Annotated in this window: 14 protein-coding genes; 4 read left to right on the forward strand and 10 right to left on the reverse strand. The window is 59.7% G+C overall.

Translation table 11 applies throughout. The features are described from left to right. A partial coding sequence (locus K1Y02_17805) for a glucuronate isomerase (GenBank protein MBX7258222.1) occupies positions 1 to 1038 on the forward strand: 1038 nt, incomplete at its 5' end. Between the two features lie 9 nt (positions 1039 to 1047). Here the strand turns inward: K1Y02_17805 and menE are convergent. The 8 genes from menE to ubiE form a co-directional block, all read right to left on the reverse strand. Then, the gene (gene menE / locus K1Y02_17810; GenBank protein ID MBX7258223.1) at positions 1048 to 2487 is read right to left on the reverse strand and encodes an o-succinylbenzoate--CoA ligase; all 1440 of its coding nucleotides are present in this window, start codon (positions 2485 to 2487) and stop codon (positions 1048 to 1050) included. After that, entirely contained in the window at positions 2480 to 3631 is a 1152-nt protein-coding gene (gene menC, locus K1Y02_17815) for an o-succinylbenzoate synthase (GenBank protein MBX7258224.1), read from the reverse strand. The genes menE and menC overlap by 8 nt, the downstream gene beginning before the upstream one ends. After that, complete coding sequence (locus K1Y02_17820; GenBank protein MBX7258225.1) at positions 3628 to 4551, reverse strand: 1,4-dihydroxy-2-naphthoate polyprenyltransferase; 924 nt, start codon at positions 4549 to 4551, stop codon at positions 3628 to 3630. Before K1Y02_17820 ends, menC begins: the two co-directional genes overlap by 4 nt. 22 nt (positions 4552 to 4573) lie before the next feature. Continuing rightward, on the reverse strand, positions 4574 to 5398 hold the full coding sequence (gene menB, locus K1Y02_17825) for a 1,4-dihydroxy-2-naphthoyl-CoA synthase (GenBank protein ID MBX7258226.1): 825 nt from the start codon (positions 5396 to 5398) through the stop codon (positions 4574 to 4576). A gap of 4 nt (positions 5399 to 5402) precedes the next feature. Beyond that, entirely contained in the window at positions 5403 to 6218 is an 816-nt protein-coding gene (menH, locus tag K1Y02_17830) for a 2-succinyl-6-hydroxy-2,4-cyclohexadiene-1-carboxylate synthase (protein ID MBX7258227.1), read from the reverse strand. Beyond that, the gene (menD, locus tag K1Y02_17835) at positions 6215 to 7978 is read right to left on the reverse strand and encodes a 2-succinyl-5-enolpyruvyl-6-hydroxy-3-cyclohexene-1-carboxylic-acid synthase (GenBank protein ID MBX7258228.1); all 1764 of its coding nucleotides are present in this window, start codon (positions 7976 to 7978) and stop codon (positions 6215 to 6217) included. Before menD ends, menH begins: the two co-directional genes overlap by 4 nt. Next, positions 7975 to 9366 (reverse strand): isochorismate synthase, encoded by a 1392-nt coding sequence (locus K1Y02_17840; GenBank protein MBX7258229.1) that lies wholly within the window; start codon positions 9364 to 9366, stop codon positions 7975 to 7977. Before K1Y02_17840 ends, menD begins: the two co-directional genes overlap by 4 nt. 130 nt (positions 9367 to 9496) lie before the next feature. After that, positions 9497 to 10168 carry a bifunctional demethylmenaquinone methyltransferase/2-methoxy-6-polyprenyl-1,4-benzoquinol methylase UbiE gene (gene ubiE / locus K1Y02_17845; protein MBX7258230.1) on the reverse strand — a complete coding sequence of 224 codons (672 nt, stop codon included), beginning with the start codon at positions 10166 to 10168 and terminating at the stop codon, positions 9497 to 9499. A gap of 347 nt (positions 10169 to 10515) precedes the next feature. Between ubiE and K1Y02_17850 the strand changes: the two genes are divergently transcribed. After that, positions 10516 to 12231 (forward strand): glycoside hydrolase family 31 protein, encoded by a 1716-nt coding sequence (locus tag K1Y02_17850; GenBank protein MBX7258231.1) that lies wholly within the window; start codon positions 10516 to 10518, stop codon positions 12229 to 12231. A 156-nt stretch (positions 12232 to 12387) separates the two neighbouring features. Here K1Y02_17850 and K1Y02_17855 read toward each other — a convergent pair whose 3' ends face one another. After that, positions 12388 to 14793 carry a PIG-L family deacetylase gene (locus K1Y02_17855; protein ID MBX7258232.1) on the reverse strand — a complete coding sequence of 802 codons (2406 nt, stop codon included), beginning with the start codon at positions 14791 to 14793 and terminating at the stop codon, positions 12388 to 12390. Between the two features lie 477 nt (positions 14794 to 15270). Next, positions 15271 to 15654, reverse strand: a complete 384-nt coding sequence (locus tag K1Y02_17860; GenBank protein ID MBX7258233.1) for a GxxExxY protein — start codon at positions 15652 to 15654, stop codon at positions 15271 to 15273. Between the two features lie 522 nt (positions 15655 to 16176). On the opposite strand from K1Y02_17860, the gene K1Y02_17865 reads away from it, so the two are divergent. Together K1Y02_17865 and K1Y02_17870 are read left to right on the forward strand one after the other, a co-directional pair. Beyond that, a complete protein-coding gene (locus tag K1Y02_17865; GenBank protein MBX7258234.1) occupies positions 16177 to 17463 on the forward strand; it encodes a hypothetical protein in 1287 nt (428 codons plus the stop codon). A gap of 18 nt (positions 17464 to 17481) precedes the next feature. After that, complete coding sequence (locus tag K1Y02_17870) at positions 17482 to 18189, forward strand: hypothetical protein (protein ID MBX7258235.1); 708 nt, start codon at positions 17482 to 17484, stop codon at positions 18187 to 18189. The last annotated feature ends 2 nt before the right edge of the window (positions 18190 to 18191 follow it).

Raw genomic sequence — 18191 nt, forward strand, 5'->3', positions numbered from 1 at the left:
ATGGACAAACAGGCCCAGGCCGGTTTTATCTGGAAGGAACTTTTCATCAACCGATCTCCCTATAGCGAGGCGTGCCGCGGTGTGTTGACCGCGCTCGACAAGCTGGGGCTAGACGTGAAAGCGCGCGACCTCAATGCGCTGCGTGCCGGTTTCACGAATGTCGATATCGAAGCGCACGTCAACAAAGTTCTCCGCGTAGCGAACCTAACCAGCGTCGTCATGACGAACGATCCCTTCGATGCCGTTGAGCGCCCCGTTTGGGAAAGCGCGTACGAAGGCGACCCCCGGTTCCACGCGGCGTTGCGCATCGATCCGCTACTAAACGACTGGGAGAACGCGTGCCCGAAGTTACGCGAGTGGGGATACGACGTGCAACCCGAGTTGGGGCTAAAGTGCGTGCGCGAAGTGCGGCGCTTCCTTGCGAACAACATCCGCCGCATGAAGGCGCTCTATATGGCGGTGTCGTTGCCTCCAACGTTCCAGTTCCCCGAAGAATCCGCGCGGGGTAAGCTCATTTCGGAATGCGTGATGCCGGTCGCCGCGGAACACAACATCCCCTTTGCGTTGATGATTGGCGTAAAGCGCGGCATTAACACCGCCCTGCGGCTCGCGGGCGATGGCGTGGCGCGCGCGGATGTGACCGCGGTCGAGTCGTTGTGCGCGGCTTACCCACGGAACAAGTTCATGGTTACGATGCTTTCGCGCGAGAATCAGCACGAACTGTGCATCGTTGCGCGGAAGTTCCCGAACCTTCTCTTGTTCGGGTGCTGGTGGTTTCTTAACAACCCCAGCCTCATCGAAGAGATGACGCGCATGCGATTCGAACTGCTTGGCACGTCGGTCATCCCACAGCACTCCGACGCGCGCGTCCTGGAGCAGGTCATCTACAAGTGGGAGCATTCGCGCACGATTATCGCGAAGGTGCTCGCGGACAAGTACGCGGATCTCGCCGCCACGGGCTGGGGCGTTCTGGAGGAAGAAATCCGCCGGGATGTGGCGGGCCTTCTTGGCGGCTCGTTTTGGGATTTCCTTAAATAGGCGGCGCGATCACGGATTCTTCCGGTGCCGCGTTGCGAGCTCCGCAAACAGGCCACGGTTATCTTTTATGCCCGCCGACTCGTTATCGTCCGGCCACGGCAGGAAAAGCACAGGAACCATGAACTTGGGCAGACCGTCGAGCAGCGCCGCCTCTAGTTCCCTGGGGTCGAGCAAATGGCGTTCGTCCATGCGCACGAAAGCCGCCGGCCGAACGCCAAACTCCGGGCACGGCACCGGCACGACAAGCGCTTGAACCACTCCCGGGGCACGGCAAAGGTGGCGTTCGATTTCCTCGGGATGGACGTTCTCACCACCCGAGATGAACATATTGTCCTTGCGCCCGAGGATATGCAGGTTGCCGTCTTCGTCGAATCGGCCCAGATCGCCCGTCGCAAACCAGCCGTCTTCGCCCAGGGGCAGTCTTATGACGCTGCCTTCGAGATAGCCCATGAAAAGCGTCCTGCCTCGCACCATCACTTCTTTGTCCGGCGCGACGGTTACGGTATTGGGCACGAGCGGTTTTCCTGACGACAACAGCGCTTCAAGAGGCGCGTCGCGCCGGGACGTGGAAACCTGCGACGCCATTTCGGTGAGTCCGTAACTGACGTAGATCGGCAGATTCTGGTCTTTGGCCTCGCGAATCAGCGGAGCAGGTATTGAACTGCCTCCGAGAAGAATCACGCGCAGTCTCCGCAATGCTTCACGGCCGCTTCGCGACCGCAACAATCGAAACAACTGCGTTGCGACCAGCGACACGTGCGTGATCCGGTGTGCGGGGATGGAATCCTCGAGGGCTTCGCCGATTCCCGGAACCACGACAGTCCCCCCGCCCAGCATGCACCGAAACAGAATTCCCAGTCCCGAGACGTGAAACAAGGGCAGCGACAAAAGCCAGCGGTCGCCCGGTTCCACTGGAATGTTCTCATTCGACGCGGAAGCGTTGAACCAGTGGTTCGCATAGCTGTGCAGTACGTGCTTGGGCGTGCCTGTGCTCCCCGAACTGGATACGACCGTCGCGGGCCTGTTGAGTGAGTGAGGCGGCGCAGGGGCAGCCCCTTCGTAGGCTTCCTCAATCAGGTGCTCGACCCGCAGCGTTGCGATGTGACCGAGCTTGATCACCGAGAAGTACTCGTCCACCAGGAGGGCCATCGCGCCGATGCTTTGAATGAGTTCACTCAGGGCCTGTCGTGGTAAGCGTGTATTTAACGGACATGCGACGGCTCCCAATTGGAAACACGCGTGCAGTATCAGAACGTACGAAGCAGACGATGCTGCCGCTATCGCGACCCGGTCGCCGGGTCCGATTCCGGCAACGCGGAGAGCGCCTGCAACGCCGGCAACCAAGGACGCCATTTCTCGGTAGGTATAGGAGGAATCCCTGTCGGAGAGGGCGGGAGACTCCCCGAAACGGTTTGCCGCGATGGCCATGGGCCACACCACGTCACTCATTCACCGCCTCCACCAAGGCTTGCTGCCGGAATCGTCCCATCATCGCATTGGTCTCCACAAGGTCCAGCACGGCATCTTCGATCGGCAGCGTTTCCATCAGAACATCTTCGGCCAGCCACGAATAGGTGTCGAGCCCCGCCGCCACGTCGTCGGCGTTGAGACAGGCCGCCACATTCGCCACGAGTCCGAGGCCGAATCCCGATTCGAAGGCCGCGCTCAACACCATCTGGGTGCTGACCGCGCCATCGACGAGATCTCGAAACAACCCAATGGGAGGCAGACCGGCCAGGGTCGGCTTGATCACCCACGCGGCCGCGCTCCGAATCGTCGCGCACAATCGGTTTGGTGCGTCACTTTCGGGAGCCTTGCACAGCAGGCCTTCCCGAAGCCACTGCAGAATGCGCCACCAGCCGACTTGGGTCAAAGTCTCGTCAACAGCATACGCGATTCCGGTCTCATCATGAAGTCTCGCGAGATAGGCCGCGTCCCGGAGCGGCTCCTCGACGTATTGGATACGGCAGTCTCCCAATCCCCGCGCAAAACGCACCGCGTCTTCGTAGACCCAGGCCTGATTGGCATCCAGTCGTAGCGTCGCGCTCTCGCCGATCGCTTCCCGAACCGCGTGAACGGTCGCCAAGTCATCATCCACGCGGCTCTGGCCAATCTTCAACTTGAACGTCCGGTATCCGTCGTCCAGCCTTCGTGCAACTTGCTCGAGGACGTCTTCGCGCGCGCCCAACAGCAGCGCGTTCAACGATACCGCTTCGCGGCAACGCGGATTGAGCAGTTGTCCCAGCGTTTTGCCTTCCGCCTGCGCGTGCAAATGCAGGAGGGCCGCTTCCACGCCAAACCGCACCGAAGCAAACGAGCGGTCCCAAGGCCGCGCGCCGTAGGGTTCCGCATCCAACGTATATTCGCTCTTGGTCAGAGCAGAGACGACATGGCGCGCACTGGCCAGCGCCGATTCCATGTTCTCCAGGCTGAAACCGGGCAGCGGCGCTACTTCGCCGTATCCAATCGCGCCATCGGCGGATTCGATCGCGATCAGGTATCCTTCACGTTTCGCGACGGTCTTGCCGCGCAAAATTAAGGGGCGCTTCAGTTGCAGTGCGTACTGATAGTAGCGCGCCCCCCGTATTCTCATAGCGCCCAGCCTGCCGAGAACACGATGCTGAAGACAATCAGGAGACGACCCGTCTCGCCAAGCGCGCGATTCAAGGCGGCGCCGTCGGTCGATCGGTAAACAGTTCGAAGTGTGCGTGATGCCAGCGGCAACGTCACGGCAGGCACAACCCACATGAGCATGTTGCCGGTTACCCAGTAGAAATGAAGCGGCAGCACCAGGCAAGCGAGCAAGATGCACGCCTGAAATTCCAAACGCGCAAACCCTCGCCCGAACCGGACCGCCAGCGTCTTCTTGCCCGAAATCTTGTCTTGCTCGACATCGCGCAGATTGTTGACCGTGAGCAACGCGACCGAGATTAGGCCGGGCGCAATGCCCGCAAGCAGCAGATCGAAGACACCCGGCATCGCCACCGCGGGCGTGAGTTCGAGGCCGTGCAGATAGTACGTGCCGCAAACGGCCACCGGCCCAAAGAAGATTAGGACGAATACGTCGCCGAGACCCAGGTATCCCAGAGGGAACGGGCCGCCTGTGTAGAGAATCCCGCAGACAATGGAGACGAGTCCGATGAGTACAAATGGCCATCCGCCGCGATAGATGATGTACGCGCCGGGAATGAGCGCCGCGGCGAACGTCGCGACAAATGCGAGGCGCATGGTTTTCGGCGAAACAAGGCCCGCCTGCGTGGCGCGGGTCGGACCGATACGTTCCTTGGTGTCAGTGCCCTTCACAAAGTCGAAATAGTCGTTGGCGAAATTGGTGCCGATTTGAATGAGCATGGCGCCCAGCAACGCGGACACCAGCGACGGCCAATGGATATCGAGCATATCGGCATAGGCTATCGCTGTTCCGATGATGACAGGCGCGACCGCCGCACCCAGGGTCTTTGGGCGCGCGGCCATGAGCCAGATGCGCAGCTTCGATGGGGCGGCGTCAGTCATACAAACTTCTCCATCCGCCGCATTAAGGATACCGGTTGAACTTCTTGAAGTCGGGTTTGCGCTTCTCGTTGAAGGCGTTGCGGCCTTCCTGGCCTTCTTCGGTCATGTAGAACAGGAGCGTCGCATTGCCAGCCAATTCCTGCAATCCGGCTTGACCATCGCAATCCGCATTCAGCGCCGCTTTCAAGCATCGGATCGCCATCGGCGAATTCGCGAGAATCTCACGGCACCATTGCACGGTTTCTTCTTCCAGCTTTTCCAGCGGGACCACGGCGTTCACGAGTCCCATATCGAGTGCCTGTTGCGCGTTGTATTGACGGCAGAGATACCAGATCTCTCGCGCCTTCTTTTGGCCCACGATCCGCGCCATGTAACTGGCGCCGAACCCGCCGTCGAAGGAACCCACCTTGGGCCCCGTTTGGCCGAAGACCGCGTTTTCAGCGGCTATGGTGAGATCGGCGACCAGATGCAGAATGTGGCCGCCGCCGATCGCGTATCCTGCGACCATCGCGACGATCGGTTTCGGGCATGTGCGCATTTGCCGCTGGAAGTCGAGCACGTTCAAGCGCATCGTGTTCTTGGCGTCGTCCTTGTATCCCGCGTCGCCGCGAATCTTCTGATCGCCACCGGAGCAAAACGCTTTGTCGCCTTCGCCCGTTAAGATGATGACGCCAATTTCCGGATCGAAGCGCGCGTCGTGCAGCGCGTGCGCCATCTCGTCCACGGTTAGCGGCCGAAACGCATTGCGCACGCGGGGACGATTGATTGTGATCTTCGCAATCCCCTCCGCCTTGTGGTACTTGATGTCCGTATACGTCCCTGCTTCAATCCAATTCACCGAGGCCATTCGTCTACTCCTCACTGCCTTCTAGAAATGCCTTCACCACTTTAGTATATGCGGACGGGATTTCGTAGTGCACGCAATGCCCGGCTCCCGGCATCACGTTCAGAGACGCCGCTGCACAGGTCCGCTCCATTTCCTGGCCCAACGCAACGAACTTCGAATCGTCTGCCCCCGCCACAAGCAACGCTGGAATGGTATTGGCCGCAAGCTCGTTCCACAACGGCGCCTGCACGCCTGTACCCATTCCTCGCAGCGACGCCGCCAAGCCTTGCGGCGCATTGTGCAGCCGCCGGGCGATGAGCGCTTCGCGCCTTTCGGGATTTCGGGCGAGCGTTGCGAACAATGGCTGTTCATACCACTCGCGAACGAAGGCTTCAAGCGGTTGCGATTCCAACTGCCGCGCGAGTTGTTCGTCGCGCGCTTTGCGTTCTTCCCGTTCATGCCCGGTGCGAAGTCCTGGCGACGCGGATTCAAGCACGAGGCGATCCACACGCATTGCGTAGATGGACGCGGCATACAGAGCCAGGCGGCCCCCCATCGAATAGCCGACAAGCGAAAACGACGGCGCGTCGATTGCATCAACGACTTCAATCAACGCCGTCGCGGCATCCAAGAACGTGCACGGAACCCCGCCCGATGCCCGATAGCTTCTACCGTGCCCGGGCAGATCGACGGCGACACAACGAAACGACGTTTCAAACGCGGGTAGAATTTCGTTCCAATCGTCCGCGCTTCCGAGAAAGCCGTGCAAGAACACAACCAGCGGTTTACCGGGTGCGCCGGTCACGCGGTAGTAAAGGGGAGACGAGCCGGATTCTGTCATTTCCCGTCGAGTGCGGCTCGGGCCGCATCCAGGAGTGCCTCGTGAACGGCACGGTTCTCGCGCCGGTCCGTGCTTACTTCGATAATCGATGAATTGCCCAACTCAAGGGCATGCTCATACGCTGCCGCAAAGTCTTTCAGAGATTTTGGCCTCGAATAGCCGAGTCCCATCATGGTGGCCACGTGTTGGAAGGCGAAGCCGTGCGGGGTGCCAAAGTAGGGTTCGAACACCGCTTCGTGATCGGCAATCGGAAGAAAGTGAAAGATTCCGCCGCCGTTGTTGTTGACGATCACCAGAACCACCGGCTCGGGAGTGTCCTTCAACAGGGTGAGCGAATTGAGATCGTGCAGCGCCGCCAGATCGCCGATTACCGCGGTCACCGTCTTGTCGAGACCGTGCGCCAATCCTGCCGCCGTCGCGATGTTGCCGTCGATGCCGCTGGCGCCGCGATTCGCCACGACAAAAATGTCGTCGTGGCGGGGAGCGGAGAACATGTCCATATCGCGAATCGGCATGCTGTTGCCAGCGAAGAGCACCGACTTTGCCGGAGCGCGCTTGGACAATGTCCACGCGATCCCCGGCTCGGTGATGTCTTCGCGAATCATCAGCCGCGCCGTTACGGCTTTTCCGACTTCTTCGCCGATAGCCCGCATGCCGAGCAACCACGGGCTGTCCGCGTGTTTGTTCTGCGCGGCACTTAGCCAATTGCAGAAAGTTTCCACGTTGGCCTGCACACGCACGGTTGTGTTGTGCGCCGGGTCGTGCCGAAGCGGATGCTCCGCGACCCGCACGTGCGCCACGGGCGGATGCGCCGCCAAGAACTGGGCGAGACGTTTGGAGGTCACCGCGCCGCCAATCTGCAGCACGACGTCCGGTCGCAGGGTCTCGTTCGCGCGTTTCGATGCGAGCGCCAGATCGAGCCAATGCACAACAACGTTGGACGTGTCGTCCATCCGCAACCCTGACGCAATGTCTGCAAAGACCGGCCAACGCAAAGCCTTGGCCAATTTGAGCACGGAGCCGGTTTCTTTGGGCGAGGCCAATTGTCCGACAAGCAACAGGCCTCGCTCGGCTTGTTGAAGGAGCTTCAGCGCGTCACGCTGCGTATCGGCGTGCATGGCGGGTTCGCCGTTCATGTACGTCGTGAACGGCGCGTTGCCGGACAGCCACGGTTCTACGCTCTTCAAATACGCGCCGAATACCTCAGCCGACTTGACCGGCGCCAACGGTTCGCGAAACGCGCAATTGATGTGTACCGGGCCGGCCTGTCCATGAGTTGCGCGATACACGGCTTGATCGACCGTGGTCAGCACAACCTCGGGCGCTACCGTCGCCTCGGGACAGGGCAGCGCCGCGTACCAACGCGCGTAGACCCCGAAAAAACGCGTCTGGTCAATGGTCTGGTTGGCGCCTGTGTCCAGGAGTTCCGGTGGGCGATCCGCCGTGATCACGATGAGCGGCACCTGCGACATGGATGCCTCGACCACGGCTGGATAGTAATTCGCGACGGCGGTTCCCGACGTGCAGATCAGCGCGACCGGACACCGTGTCGCCCTCGCATGGCCCAGCGCAAAATACGCCGCGCCGCGTTCGTCGAAATGCACGAACTTCTTTGCGCGAGGTTCGATGCCGAGCGCCGCCGTGAGCGGCGTGCTGCGCGAGCCCGGCGAGATGACGAAAGCTTCCACGCCGTTCCGCAACAGCTCCTCTACGAGCAATCCTGCCCACAGCGCGTTGATGTTTGGCGCGTTCGCAATCATGGCTTCGTCAATATCCCCAGAAATGGACTGAGTTTGTTCTCAATCTCCGTCCATTCTTCTTCCGCCACCGAGCCGGGCACAATCCCGGCGCCTGCGTAGACAGACAAGGTCTTATCGCTCACCAAACCCGAACGGATGCCGACGGCAAATTCGGCGCCGTCGCCGCTGATCCAACCGACCGGTCCCGCAAACCAGCCTCGGTCAAACGGTTCCGCTTCCGCTATCCAGCGGACAGCGCCTTCTTTCGGTAACCCGCCGACGGCGGGCGTGGGGTGCAAGGTTCGCAGCAAATCCGCGTCCGTGTTGTCTTGCTCTAGGATGCCTTCGATCCGTGTACACAAATGCTGGACGTTGGGCAGCTTCAGCACCGAGAGGTCCTTGTCCACATGAACGGTCTTGCAGCGCGCGCCCAGGTCCGCGCAAACGGAATCCCGCACAAATCGATGTTCGCGGATATCCTTATCGCTAGCCAGAAGCTCTGCTTCCAGCGCGGCATCTTCCGCATCCGTCGCGCCGCGCGGCCGCGTCGCGGCGACCGCCTCGCTGAGCACGTACCGGCTTTGGCGCTTGTACAGCCGTTCCGGCGATGCGCCGATAAACGCGGCCCCGTACTTGGGCTGAAAGCAGAAGTGGGCGCAGTGTTGCGCGTCTTGCGCTAGTTTACGCAGCAGCGCAACCGGATCGGGGACTTCCTCAAACTCAAAGACCACCTCCCGCGCCAGCACGACCTTCTTCAAGCGGTTTACGGAAAACGCCTGCAACGCGCGGTCGATTTCGCTTGACCACCGCGCTCGGTCCGTCGTGTCGATGCGCCGCGTTGGAACCGGTATCGGTGCGCTGGACGCGTCGCCGGGGAATGGCATCGCTTCGAGCGCTTCAAGCACTTTGCCCAACTCGTCGCCGCCGTTCGGTTCGACGATGGCATTGCATGCCAGATACGACTGCGCGCCGCGATTCAACACTTCAAAGCGGGGCAACACGAAGCGGTACGCGCCGAAGGGCTGCCATTTCCCTGCTATCGGCGAGCGTTGACTGAAGCGCATCCCGCCGAAGTAACGGAGATTCGGGTGCACCGCCGCGATGGCGTTGCGCAACCGGTCGATCAATTCGTCGTAATCGCATTCGGCGTCCGCCGACAAGATATCGGCTGTGCCTGCGCCGGCGAGTTCGTATTCGCGGTCCCGATCGCACCAGTAACCGCGCGAACGATTGCCTTGCGCTTCGAGCCACTGCAACGGCACCACGTCCTCAACGGGCACCTCGGCGCGCAGGACGCGCCGTTTCTCAACGCCACGCGCGTGCGCCGATTCGAACGCCTGTTGGATCATCGCGGCAAGGGCCTGCTTGGCCTCGCCGTGTTCCACCGTATCTGGAAAGAGCAACGTCATTGTTGTCTGCCGAAAAGTGTCTGCTTCGGATGAAGCCTCGAAGACAAAAGCGAATACTCAGGCCTCGCCGTTCCGCGCTTTGGCTCCCCAATCCAAAATCTAAAATCTAAAATCCAAAATCCGCGCACTCTCACTTGTCTCCCTGGTACACCGTGGCAATGCCCATGGTCAGCGGGTGAGCCTTAACATCGCGAAATCCCGCGGAGCGCATCATCGCGCAGAACGCCTCGCCATACGGAAACGTCTCCACCGTCGTGTTCAGATACCGGTACGCGGCGTGATCGCCCGAGATAAGGCCGCCAACGCGCGGCAATACGTTTCGGAAATAGAACAAGTACAGCGCGCGAAACAACGCGTTGCCGGGAAGCGAAAACTCCAGCACCAACGCGCGTCCGCCGGGTTTGAGAATGCGGTGCATTTCGCGAAGTCCCGCGTCCACGTCGATTACGTTACGAATGCCGAACGCGATGGTCACAGCGTCGAACATGGCGTCTTCGACACCGAGCCGCGTCGCGTCTCCGCGCACCATGGTCGCCTTCCCGCTGAGACCTTCCGCGGCGATCTTGTCCTTGCCGATGGCGAGCATCTTGCCCGCCATATCGATGCCCACCGCGCGCTCGATGGTCTTTCGGCCTCTGCACAACGAAAGCAGCACGTCGCCCGTGCCTGTCGCCAAATCCAGAATGTGCAGGCTGGGACGGTCCGGCAACAGCTTTACCAGCAACTTGCGCCATGCCACGTCCTGCCGGAACGACAGCAGCCGGTTGAGCAAATCGTACCGGTGCGCGATGCGGTCGAACATCCGCCACGCATCGGTCCGCGAAGGAGAAACCATATTATCCACGCCAGCCGCACTCATGTCCTTGTAACCATCTGTCACGCCATTGCTCCGCGCATATCAACTCAAACACGGCCTATTGGGCAAGGATTCCTCGCCACGGCCATGCTGGAAGCGCACCCTGAAGGCGCTGAGGCTTCCGCCATTCGTACGCCTGACGCACAGTACTCCTGTAGGTCCGCAGGCGGCGGTGGTTTGAGTTCTCACCTTATGATAGTCTCGAAACGCTTCTGTAGCAATTGCCCTCGTTACGGCTGCGCAGGCATCGTGTCCGCGTGTCCGTATCGGCTTGCCTTCCAGGAAATGCCAACATGAAACGCCGTATTCTTGTCATCCTGTCGTCGGTAGTGCTCCTCTTTGTCGCGGTCTTGTATTTTGTCTACATTCTGCCGTTTACGGGCGTGCCCTTTAACGGTTCGCGTCACGGCGCGCCGCCGCTCACACCGCCGTGGGCGCTGGAGTGCTGGGCGTGGGAAGACGACATTAACACGGCCGCAGCCGTCACCGACTTGATTAATGGTTATGAGGCCAACGACTTGCCGCTTCGCACCATTCTCATCGACAGCCCCTGGAGCATGCGGTACAACGATTTCGTCGTCGACGAGGAACGTTACCCGAATCCCGCCGAATTCTTCGGAGATCTGGAGCGCCGGGGATACCGGACCGTTCTCTGGATGACCGGCATGGTCGATAAGACCAGCAAAGACACGCGTATCCAGGATTCGCAGGACTGGTTTGAAGAGGCCACCGCCAAAGGCTATCTGGTTGGGAACGGCACACCCACCAAGTGGTGGAAAGGCAGCGGCAGCCTCATCGATTACAGCAATCCGGAGGCCGTGAAGTGGTGGCGGGGGATGCAGCAACAGGTGTTCGATTGGGGACTCGACGGCTGGAAGCTCGACGGCACTGGTACGTTTTGCGTGGCGCGATTCGGCGGACTGCCGGTTCCCTACCGGATGACGTCCAAGGGACTGATTTCGACGCGCGGCTACATGGACCTCTATTACCGCGAAGAGTATCAGCACGGACTCACCCAGAACCCGGAATTCATCACCCTCGCGCGGTCGCTCGACCGTTACGCGCACATCGAAGGCTTTGCGCCGATCGACGCGTCCCCCGTGAACTGGGTGGGCGATAACGATCATCAATGGTCGCTTAAAGAGGAAGGTCTCGAAGAAGCCCTCACGGATATTCTCCGCAGCGCCAGGCTCGGCTATTGCGTGATTGGCTCGGACAACGCCGGATACAGCGGCGGCGCGATTCCGGTGAACCTGTTCATTCGTTGGACGCAGTTCTCCACGTTTTGCGGGCTATTCCTGAACGGTGGCCACGGTGTTCATGCGCCGTGGTTGCGCAGCAAAGAAGAACTCGAAATCTACCGCACCTTTGCCTGGCTGCACACGGAGCTGATCCCCTACATGTACACCCACGTCGCCTTGTGCCACGAAGGCGGCAAACCGCTCATGCGGCCGCAGAAGCCCAAGTATCACTACCTCTTCGGCGACGACTTCCTTGTTGCGCCGATCTACGAAGATTCGCTGTCGCGCGAGGTTACGCTTCCCGCAGGGCGATGGCGCTATTGGTTCAAGGACGATGAAGTACTCGAAGGCCCGCAGACTTTTGTTCGCGACTATGCGCTCAACGAGTTTCCGGTCTTCGTCCGCGACGGGGCAATCATCCCGCTCAATGTTACGCGACCCTATACCGGCCTCGGCGGCCGCGACTCGGAAGGGTTCTTGACGTTGCTCGTCTATCCCGACGGGAAGAGCGCCTTCGAGATTCGCAACCCGGACAAGAGCGGCGTCACCACGGCGCGCGTCGATGCATCGGGCAATTCCGTGTCCATCACCGTCGAAGGCGTCAAGAAGCCGCACATCCTTCGCGTGAAACGCGCGGAAAAGCCGACGTCCGTGGTTCTAGACGGTAAGAATCTCGCCGAAGGAACCGATTGGAGCTACGACACGGGGAGACACTTCGTCATTATCCGCACGCGCGAGTACGGCGAGGGGCGATACACGATTTCGTGAAGCGGATTATAGCTCTTCGAGCCGCACGCCTCTGCCGTTTCCCGCAACCAGTTTTGAGCATCAGACTTGGCCACGATGGCAAGAATATGAACTTTCGCGCCGATGACACTGGAGCAGTTCCTCGCTGTATCGATTCATGTCACTTCGGTGTTTGGTTTACTCTTGGTCTTGCGCCAGCATATTCGCGAAAATGCGCAGTGCGCCGGGGTGTAACTCTCGTAGTTGGCGATACCAAACCAGCGCCGTGTAGGTATAGGTTCCTTTGCCGAACCGGGTGAACAAGAGACTGCCAGGCGGGATTTGTTCGCCGGGATCGCTGCACGCGATGAGCGGCGTGTAGTTCGCATCCCACTTGTCTGGGAAGTAGAGTCCGCGTTCCTGAATCCAGCCGCCCCAGTCTTCGTCCGTGATCGCGTTAGGCGTTGTGAACAACGGATGCTCTGGCGTGAGTAACGTAATGGGAGCATCTTCGCGTGTCACGCGGTTTCGCGACAGTTGAATGGGATACGGCGCAAACTCGGGCCGCCATTCCTCGGTCTTCTGGTACATCACGATGAGGTTGCCGCCGCGCTCAACATAATCAAGCAGGGCCTTGTTGTTTGCGACGAGGTCCTTGCGAACGAGGTACGCGCGGATGTCGACGATTATTGTGCTGAAACGGTCCAGACGCGCAGGGGTGAGATCCCCAATGCCGAGCGCCGCATGCGGAACATGCAAACGCTCCAGCGTCTTTACGAACGTATCATCGTAACTCTGTATAACGCCGACGTTGATGTTCTCAGGCACCGCAATATCCACAAGCCGCGCCGCGGTCATGTGTGGCGTTTCGTCGCCTTCCACGACCGCGTTGATAAGGTAGTCGCGCGGTTGTAGATCGTCGCCCACCTTGGCGGCCACCGAAACGATGCGCTGCTGATCTTCGCCGCCAATCGCGAATGGTATTCGCGGCTGCTCAACCGACAAACCCGCCGCAACGGACAAGACCAGGGCTCCCTCACATGGAGTCGCGGTGCGATTCGTCAGGAGCACATCGAACGTTGTCTCTTTGTCCACACCACGCCGTACAAGTACCGGCGCGTTGAGAAACGCGACCTCTACCTTGGGCGCGATATCCACCTTCAACGGCAGGCGCAATTCGACCTCAGTCTCGGAGTCTTTCACCTTGGCCTTTGCGACAACTTCAAACTGGGGCTCCATAAAATGCGCATCGAACAAATGGTCCGCATTCGGCACGGTGATCGCCGCCGATTCGGGTACAGTCAACGTAAGGGCCGCGGTCATGCGCTCGGAGTCTGTGCGAGCAGCCACCTGGGGCTTAGTCTCGGCAAACGGCGAGCCATTCACGGGCTCCAATCGAAACGAAACAGTGTCGACATCCGCCTCTCCGAAGTCCGCCAACGTCGCCGCAATCGAAACCTGTTGGCCGCGCACAAGCATACGATCGGCCGGTGTTGCCGAGAGGCGTACATCCATGGCGATGGAAGCGGCGCGATTGAGCTTCCGCGCATATCGCTCATAGGTCGCAGAACGCTGTTGCACGCCGTTCGCCGCCGCTACCTCCTGCAACAATCGCGGTTTCAACGAGGCGCGCGTTTCGCTAGCGTCAATCCCGCGCCACTTGCCCGGCGCGAACCCCTCCGTGCGTTGACCCTCACCTGTGTGCAGCCGATCGGCTACTCGTTGTTCGAACAAAACGCCTCCGGGAGCGGCAAGCTGATACGAAGCCGGAGCCGGTTGCGGCGTCTCCTTCACGGGCTTGTACGAAGCTTTCACGTCGCCTTGTAGATAGCGGTCGATGAAGAAGCCCATTCCTTGCGACTTGTGCACTCCCAGGGCCTGCGCAGCAATTTCCGCATACGTTTGGCCTCGCCACGGCTCCAGTTCATTGAAGTCCACGGACACCGTGCTGGAATCCGGCGCCCACATTCTCAAATACAGCTCGGCCGGACGCCACGGCTCAAGTCCCTCGTCGCGCAACTCGGGAAATCGGCTTGCATCGCCCGCGGCATCGAACGCTTCCTGCAGTGCCGCGCCGATCGCCTGGTGGTGACCGTGATCCTTTTGCGTCCCGTGATTCGTAATGATGACATCCGGCTGGGTCATGCGAATCATGCGCACGAGCCGTTTCACAGTCTCGTCATGACCCCACACGTCGAACGCTTCCTCCGGCGATTTCGAGAAGCCGAACTCGGGCAGGTTGAGGAAGTGAAGTTCCGCGCCCGTCACGGCGGAGGCGCCAATCATCTCTTTCGTGCGGATGACTCCGAGCGCGTTGTACAACTCCGGGCCAATCTCGTTTTGGCCGCCCTCGCCGCGTGTCGCGATGACGGCAATCGTCGCGTACCCAAACTTCCGGCGATACATCGCCAAGGTGCCGCCGTCCTCGTCGTCGGGATGCGCCGCGACACACATAAGCCGGAGATCGGTGCCGAGATCGAGCAATGCCTGACGAAACGCGACTTCGCCCAACTCGGTTTCCTCGGCCCGCACGTGCGCGGGCGCGAAGAAGACCGCCACCCACGCCAGCACATACAACACACATCGAAGCAATCTATCTCGCATCGCAATTAACCTCACGGTCAAAAGTGGAAATCCAGGAGTGCTTCGATACTACCGCCATCGCGGAGCAAAAGACAGTCTGCAGGTGAAATCAAATGCATCTCGCGCTGAGGCGCTGAGCCGCAGAGATGTTTCACTCGTCTCCGGTATCGAATAAGACCTGGTTCTTTCTTATCCATTCGATACTGAGTACAGTCCCTGACCGTAATCTCCCTGCGCCTCCGCGTCTCTGCGGGAGAATCTCTTACTCTTCCAGTCCATTCACCACCCGCACAATTCCATCCTTCATCAGCGCCTCACCGAAATTGAAGAAAAGCAAAGATTCAATTCAAGAATTCTCGCGCGGAGGCGCAGAGCCGCAGAGATGTTTCACTCGTCTCCGGTATCGAATAAGACCTGGTTCTTTCTTATCCAATCGATACTGAGTACAGTCCCTGACCGTAATCTCTCTGCGCCTCCGCGTCTCTGCGGGAGAATCTCTTACTCTTCCAGTTCATTCACCACCCGCACAATTCCATCCTTCATCAGTGCCTCACCGAAATTGAAGAGATATCCAAGCTTCATTCCGCTGAGGCGTAAATAGGTCTGAATCTGCTTCTTGTGTGCTCCACTCAAGCGTTCGACGGACTTCAACTCAATGATTACTTTCCCCGCTACCACCAAGTCCGCGCGAAACGCTTCGTCAAAGACCATTCCCTTGTATGCGATGGTGATCGGAACTTGCCGTTCCACCTTCAATCCCCGCTGCTCCAATTCATAAGCCAAAACGACCTCATACACCGACTCCAGCAGCCCTGGCCCCAGATCACGATGAACTTGAATCGCCGTCGTAATGCAAATCGTTCCGATTTCATTCTCCGTCATACGGAAATCCTCCCCCAATTTTTCTCGCGCTGAGACGCTGAGCCGCAGAGATGTTTCACTCGTCTCCGGTATCGAATAAAACCTGGTTCTTTCCTACCCAAACGATAGTGAGTACGCCCCAGACCGCAGTCTCCCTGCGTCTCCGCGCCTCTGCGGGAGAATCTCTTACTCTTCCAGTCCATTCACCACCCGCACAATTCCATCCTTCATCAGTGCCTCACCGAAATTGAAGAAAAGCCAAGATTCAAAGCAAGAATTCTCGCGCTGAGACGCTGAGCCGCAGAGATGCTTCACTCGTCCCCTGTATCGCATAAGACTTGGTTCTTTCCCATCCAATCAATCGTGAGTACGCCCCAGACCGTAATCTCCCTGCGTCTCCGCGCCTCTGCGGGAAATATCTTCCAAAATAATTGCTCCTTCCGCAACATAATACTCCTACAGAAGCATTATTTTCTCCCCTCCACAGTGCAACGAACTCGCGCATATATATGAAGCTTGCACACAACCACGGGAGACGAACCCATGCCCAACTGGCTCACCCGGCTGAAGCGGAAACCGCGAAAACGCAAACCCGCGCACACACCCGCCATCATGGAGACTTTTCGAAGCCCCGAGACCCATTCGCCGCGACGCTTGTCGTTGGTCGAAGACCTCAATGCGTTCGGCCCCTCGGAAGGCTTCATCCGCCTTCCCAACGACACGCCGTTTGAGATGCTGCGTGTGTACCGCTTCTTACGCGATGCCATCCCCGACATCTCCGACGCGGTATGGACCTGGAAGCGGCTGTGCCAAACCGGCTACGACGTCCACATCGTCAATGCGTCATCCGATGAGGCCCAATGCCGCGCGGAACGCCTCCTACGCGAACTCGACGCGCGCGTCAACAGCGGCGACCGCGGTATGGACGGGTTACTCGATATCTTCTACACGTCCCTCTTCACCTACGGCGCGGCGGCCCTCGAGATTGTGCTTTCCCCCAGCCGCGAGACGATCCACGATGTCGTCCCCGTAGACGTGTGGACCGTTCGGTTCCGCCGTGAATCCGGTGTGCTTCAACCGTATCAGGTCCACAATGGCGCCGAGATTCCGCTGCCTCGCGAACGTTTTATTTACGTCGGACTCGACCGCGACGGAACCAATCCCTATGGCCGTTCCATGCTGCGATCCATCCCATTTGTCGTGAAGATCCAGCAGCGCCTCATCGAAGACATGGCCAAGGCGACCCACAACGCGGGCTGGTCCAAACTCCATGTGAAGTACTCGCCGGGCGAACGCGATCGGAGCGAATCGCCGGAGGCTTACGAGAAGCGGACCGCGGATATATTCGACGACCTCAAGCGCAAGCTCGCCAATATCGAGACCGATCAGAACCTCGTAACGCACGACAACGTGGCCGTCACGATGGTGCGCGGCGATCAGCATTCGCAGGTCTTCTACGACAACCACAAAGCCATCGAGGAGCAAGTCATTACCGGCATGCACCTTATGCCCATTCTGCTGGGCCGCAACTACGGCACCACCGAAACCTACGGAACCGCCCAGTTTGAGATCGTCAACCGTCAAGTCGAGTCGGTGAACCGCAGCGTGAAACGCATTCTCGAGCGCCTCTACGCCTTCGAATTGGCCCTCATGTGGGGCAGCGCCGGCGTGCGTGTGACGATGCGCGGCAACCGGACCGTAGACGTGCTGAAAGAGGCGTCGGCCCGCGGCCGCGAAATCGCCAACGCGGTCACGCTTCGAAATGAAGGCTTCCTCGATCAAGCCGACGCCGCGCGAACGCTTGGCATCGACCGTCCCGCATCCGCTTAACCGTAAAGGAGAATTCCCATGCCTCTTGAACCCTTTGTCTTCAGCCGATCCGGCAGACTCGTCGCTACGCGCAGCATGCCCACAGAGGAAGACGTCGTCGCCAGCGTCAACCGCTTCGCGCTGCGCCCGCTCGCGCCCGGCGAATTCGTCGTGTTTACGCTCGACCTCTGCCACAACGGGATCGACAAGCACTTCAGCCGTTTTCCCGACGAGGAGCTATCCAAGATCAACGTGATGACACCGGGCCGCCCGCTCATGGAGCGCCACGACCTCCGGGGAACGCTCCCGCGCGGTACCTTCTTCCGATCGTCACTGCACCGCGAAGGCGACCGGCTCTCTGTGCGGCCCGACGTGTACGTCATGCGCACACGCGACAACGAGGACTTCATCCTGAACATCGAGGGCGGCGTCTACCGCGAAACGTCCATCGGCTTCTCGTTCGAGACTCCGGAATGCTCGATCTGCGGAAAAGACTTGCGCGCATGCGACCACGTTCCAGGCCGCTCCTACGGCGACACCATGTGCCATTACGTCATGCGCAATGTGCTTGAAGTCATCGAAGGTTCAGTCGTTTCCTCCGGCTCGCAAGGAACGGGGTTCGTAGGCACAGGCCCGCGTGAATCGGCGTCACGCGCACTTCCGTTGGAGACCGCGCTGGACCGCGCCCGTCGCGCCTACCACGAACCTCTCGCGCTGTGGTCGAAGCGGCTTTGGTCGGACGAATAGGG

It is taken from the genome of Candidatus Hydrogenedentota bacterium (assembly GCA_019695095.1).
Lineage (GTDB): Bacteria > Hydrogenedentota > Hydrogenedentia > Hydrogenedentales > SLHB01 > JAIBAQ01.

Excerpts from the sequence above, each read along its gene's own strand:
- ubiE (MBX7258230.1), bottom strand. The coding sequence starts at position 10,168 with ATGTTCGACCGCATCGCGCACCGGTACGATTTGCTCAACCGGCTGCTG.
- menC (MBX7258224.1), bottom strand. The coding sequence starts at position 3,631 with ATGAGAATACGGGGGGCGCGCTACTATCAGTACGCACTGCAACTGAAG.
- menB (MBX7258226.1), bottom strand. The coding sequence starts at position 5,398 with ATGGCCTCGGTGAATTGGATTGAAGCAGGGACGTATACGGACATCAAG.
- K1Y02_17870 (MBX7258235.1), top strand. The coding sequence starts at position 17,482 with ATGCCTCTTGAACCCTTTGTCTTCAGCCGATCCGGCAGACTCGTCGCT.
- K1Y02_17840 (MBX7258229.1), bottom strand. The coding sequence starts at position 9,366 with ATGACGTTGCTCTTTCCAGATACGGTGGAACACGGCGAGGCCAAGCAG.
- K1Y02_17850 (MBX7258231.1), top strand. The coding sequence starts at position 10,516 with ATGAAACGCCGTATTCTTGTCATCCTGTCGTCGGTAGTGCTCCTCTTT.
- menD (MBX7258228.1), bottom strand. The coding sequence starts at position 7,978 with ATGATTGCGAACGCGCCAAACATCAACGCGCTGTGGGCAGGATTGCTC.
- menE (MBX7258223.1), bottom strand. The coding sequence starts at position 2,487 with ATGAGTGACGTGGTGTGGCCCATGGCCATCGCGGCAAACCGTTTCGGG.
- K1Y02_17860 (MBX7258233.1), bottom strand. The coding sequence starts at position 15,654 with ATGACGGAGAATGAAATCGGAACGATTTGCATTACGACGGCGATTCAA.
- K1Y02_17855 (MBX7258232.1), bottom strand. The coding sequence starts at position 14,793 with ATGCGAGATAGATTGCTTCGATGTGTGTTGTATGTGCTGGCGTGGGTG.
- menH (MBX7258227.1), bottom strand. The coding sequence starts at position 6,218 with ATGACAGAATCCGGCTCGTCTCCCCTTTACTACCGCGTGACCGGCGCA.
- K1Y02_17820 (MBX7258225.1), bottom strand. The coding sequence starts at position 4,551 with ATGACTGACGCCGCCCCATCGAAGCTGCGCATCTGGCTCATGGCCGCG.
- K1Y02_17865 (MBX7258234.1), top strand. The coding sequence starts at position 16,177 with ATGCCCAACTGGCTCACCCGGCTGAAGCGGAAACCGCGAAAACGCAAA.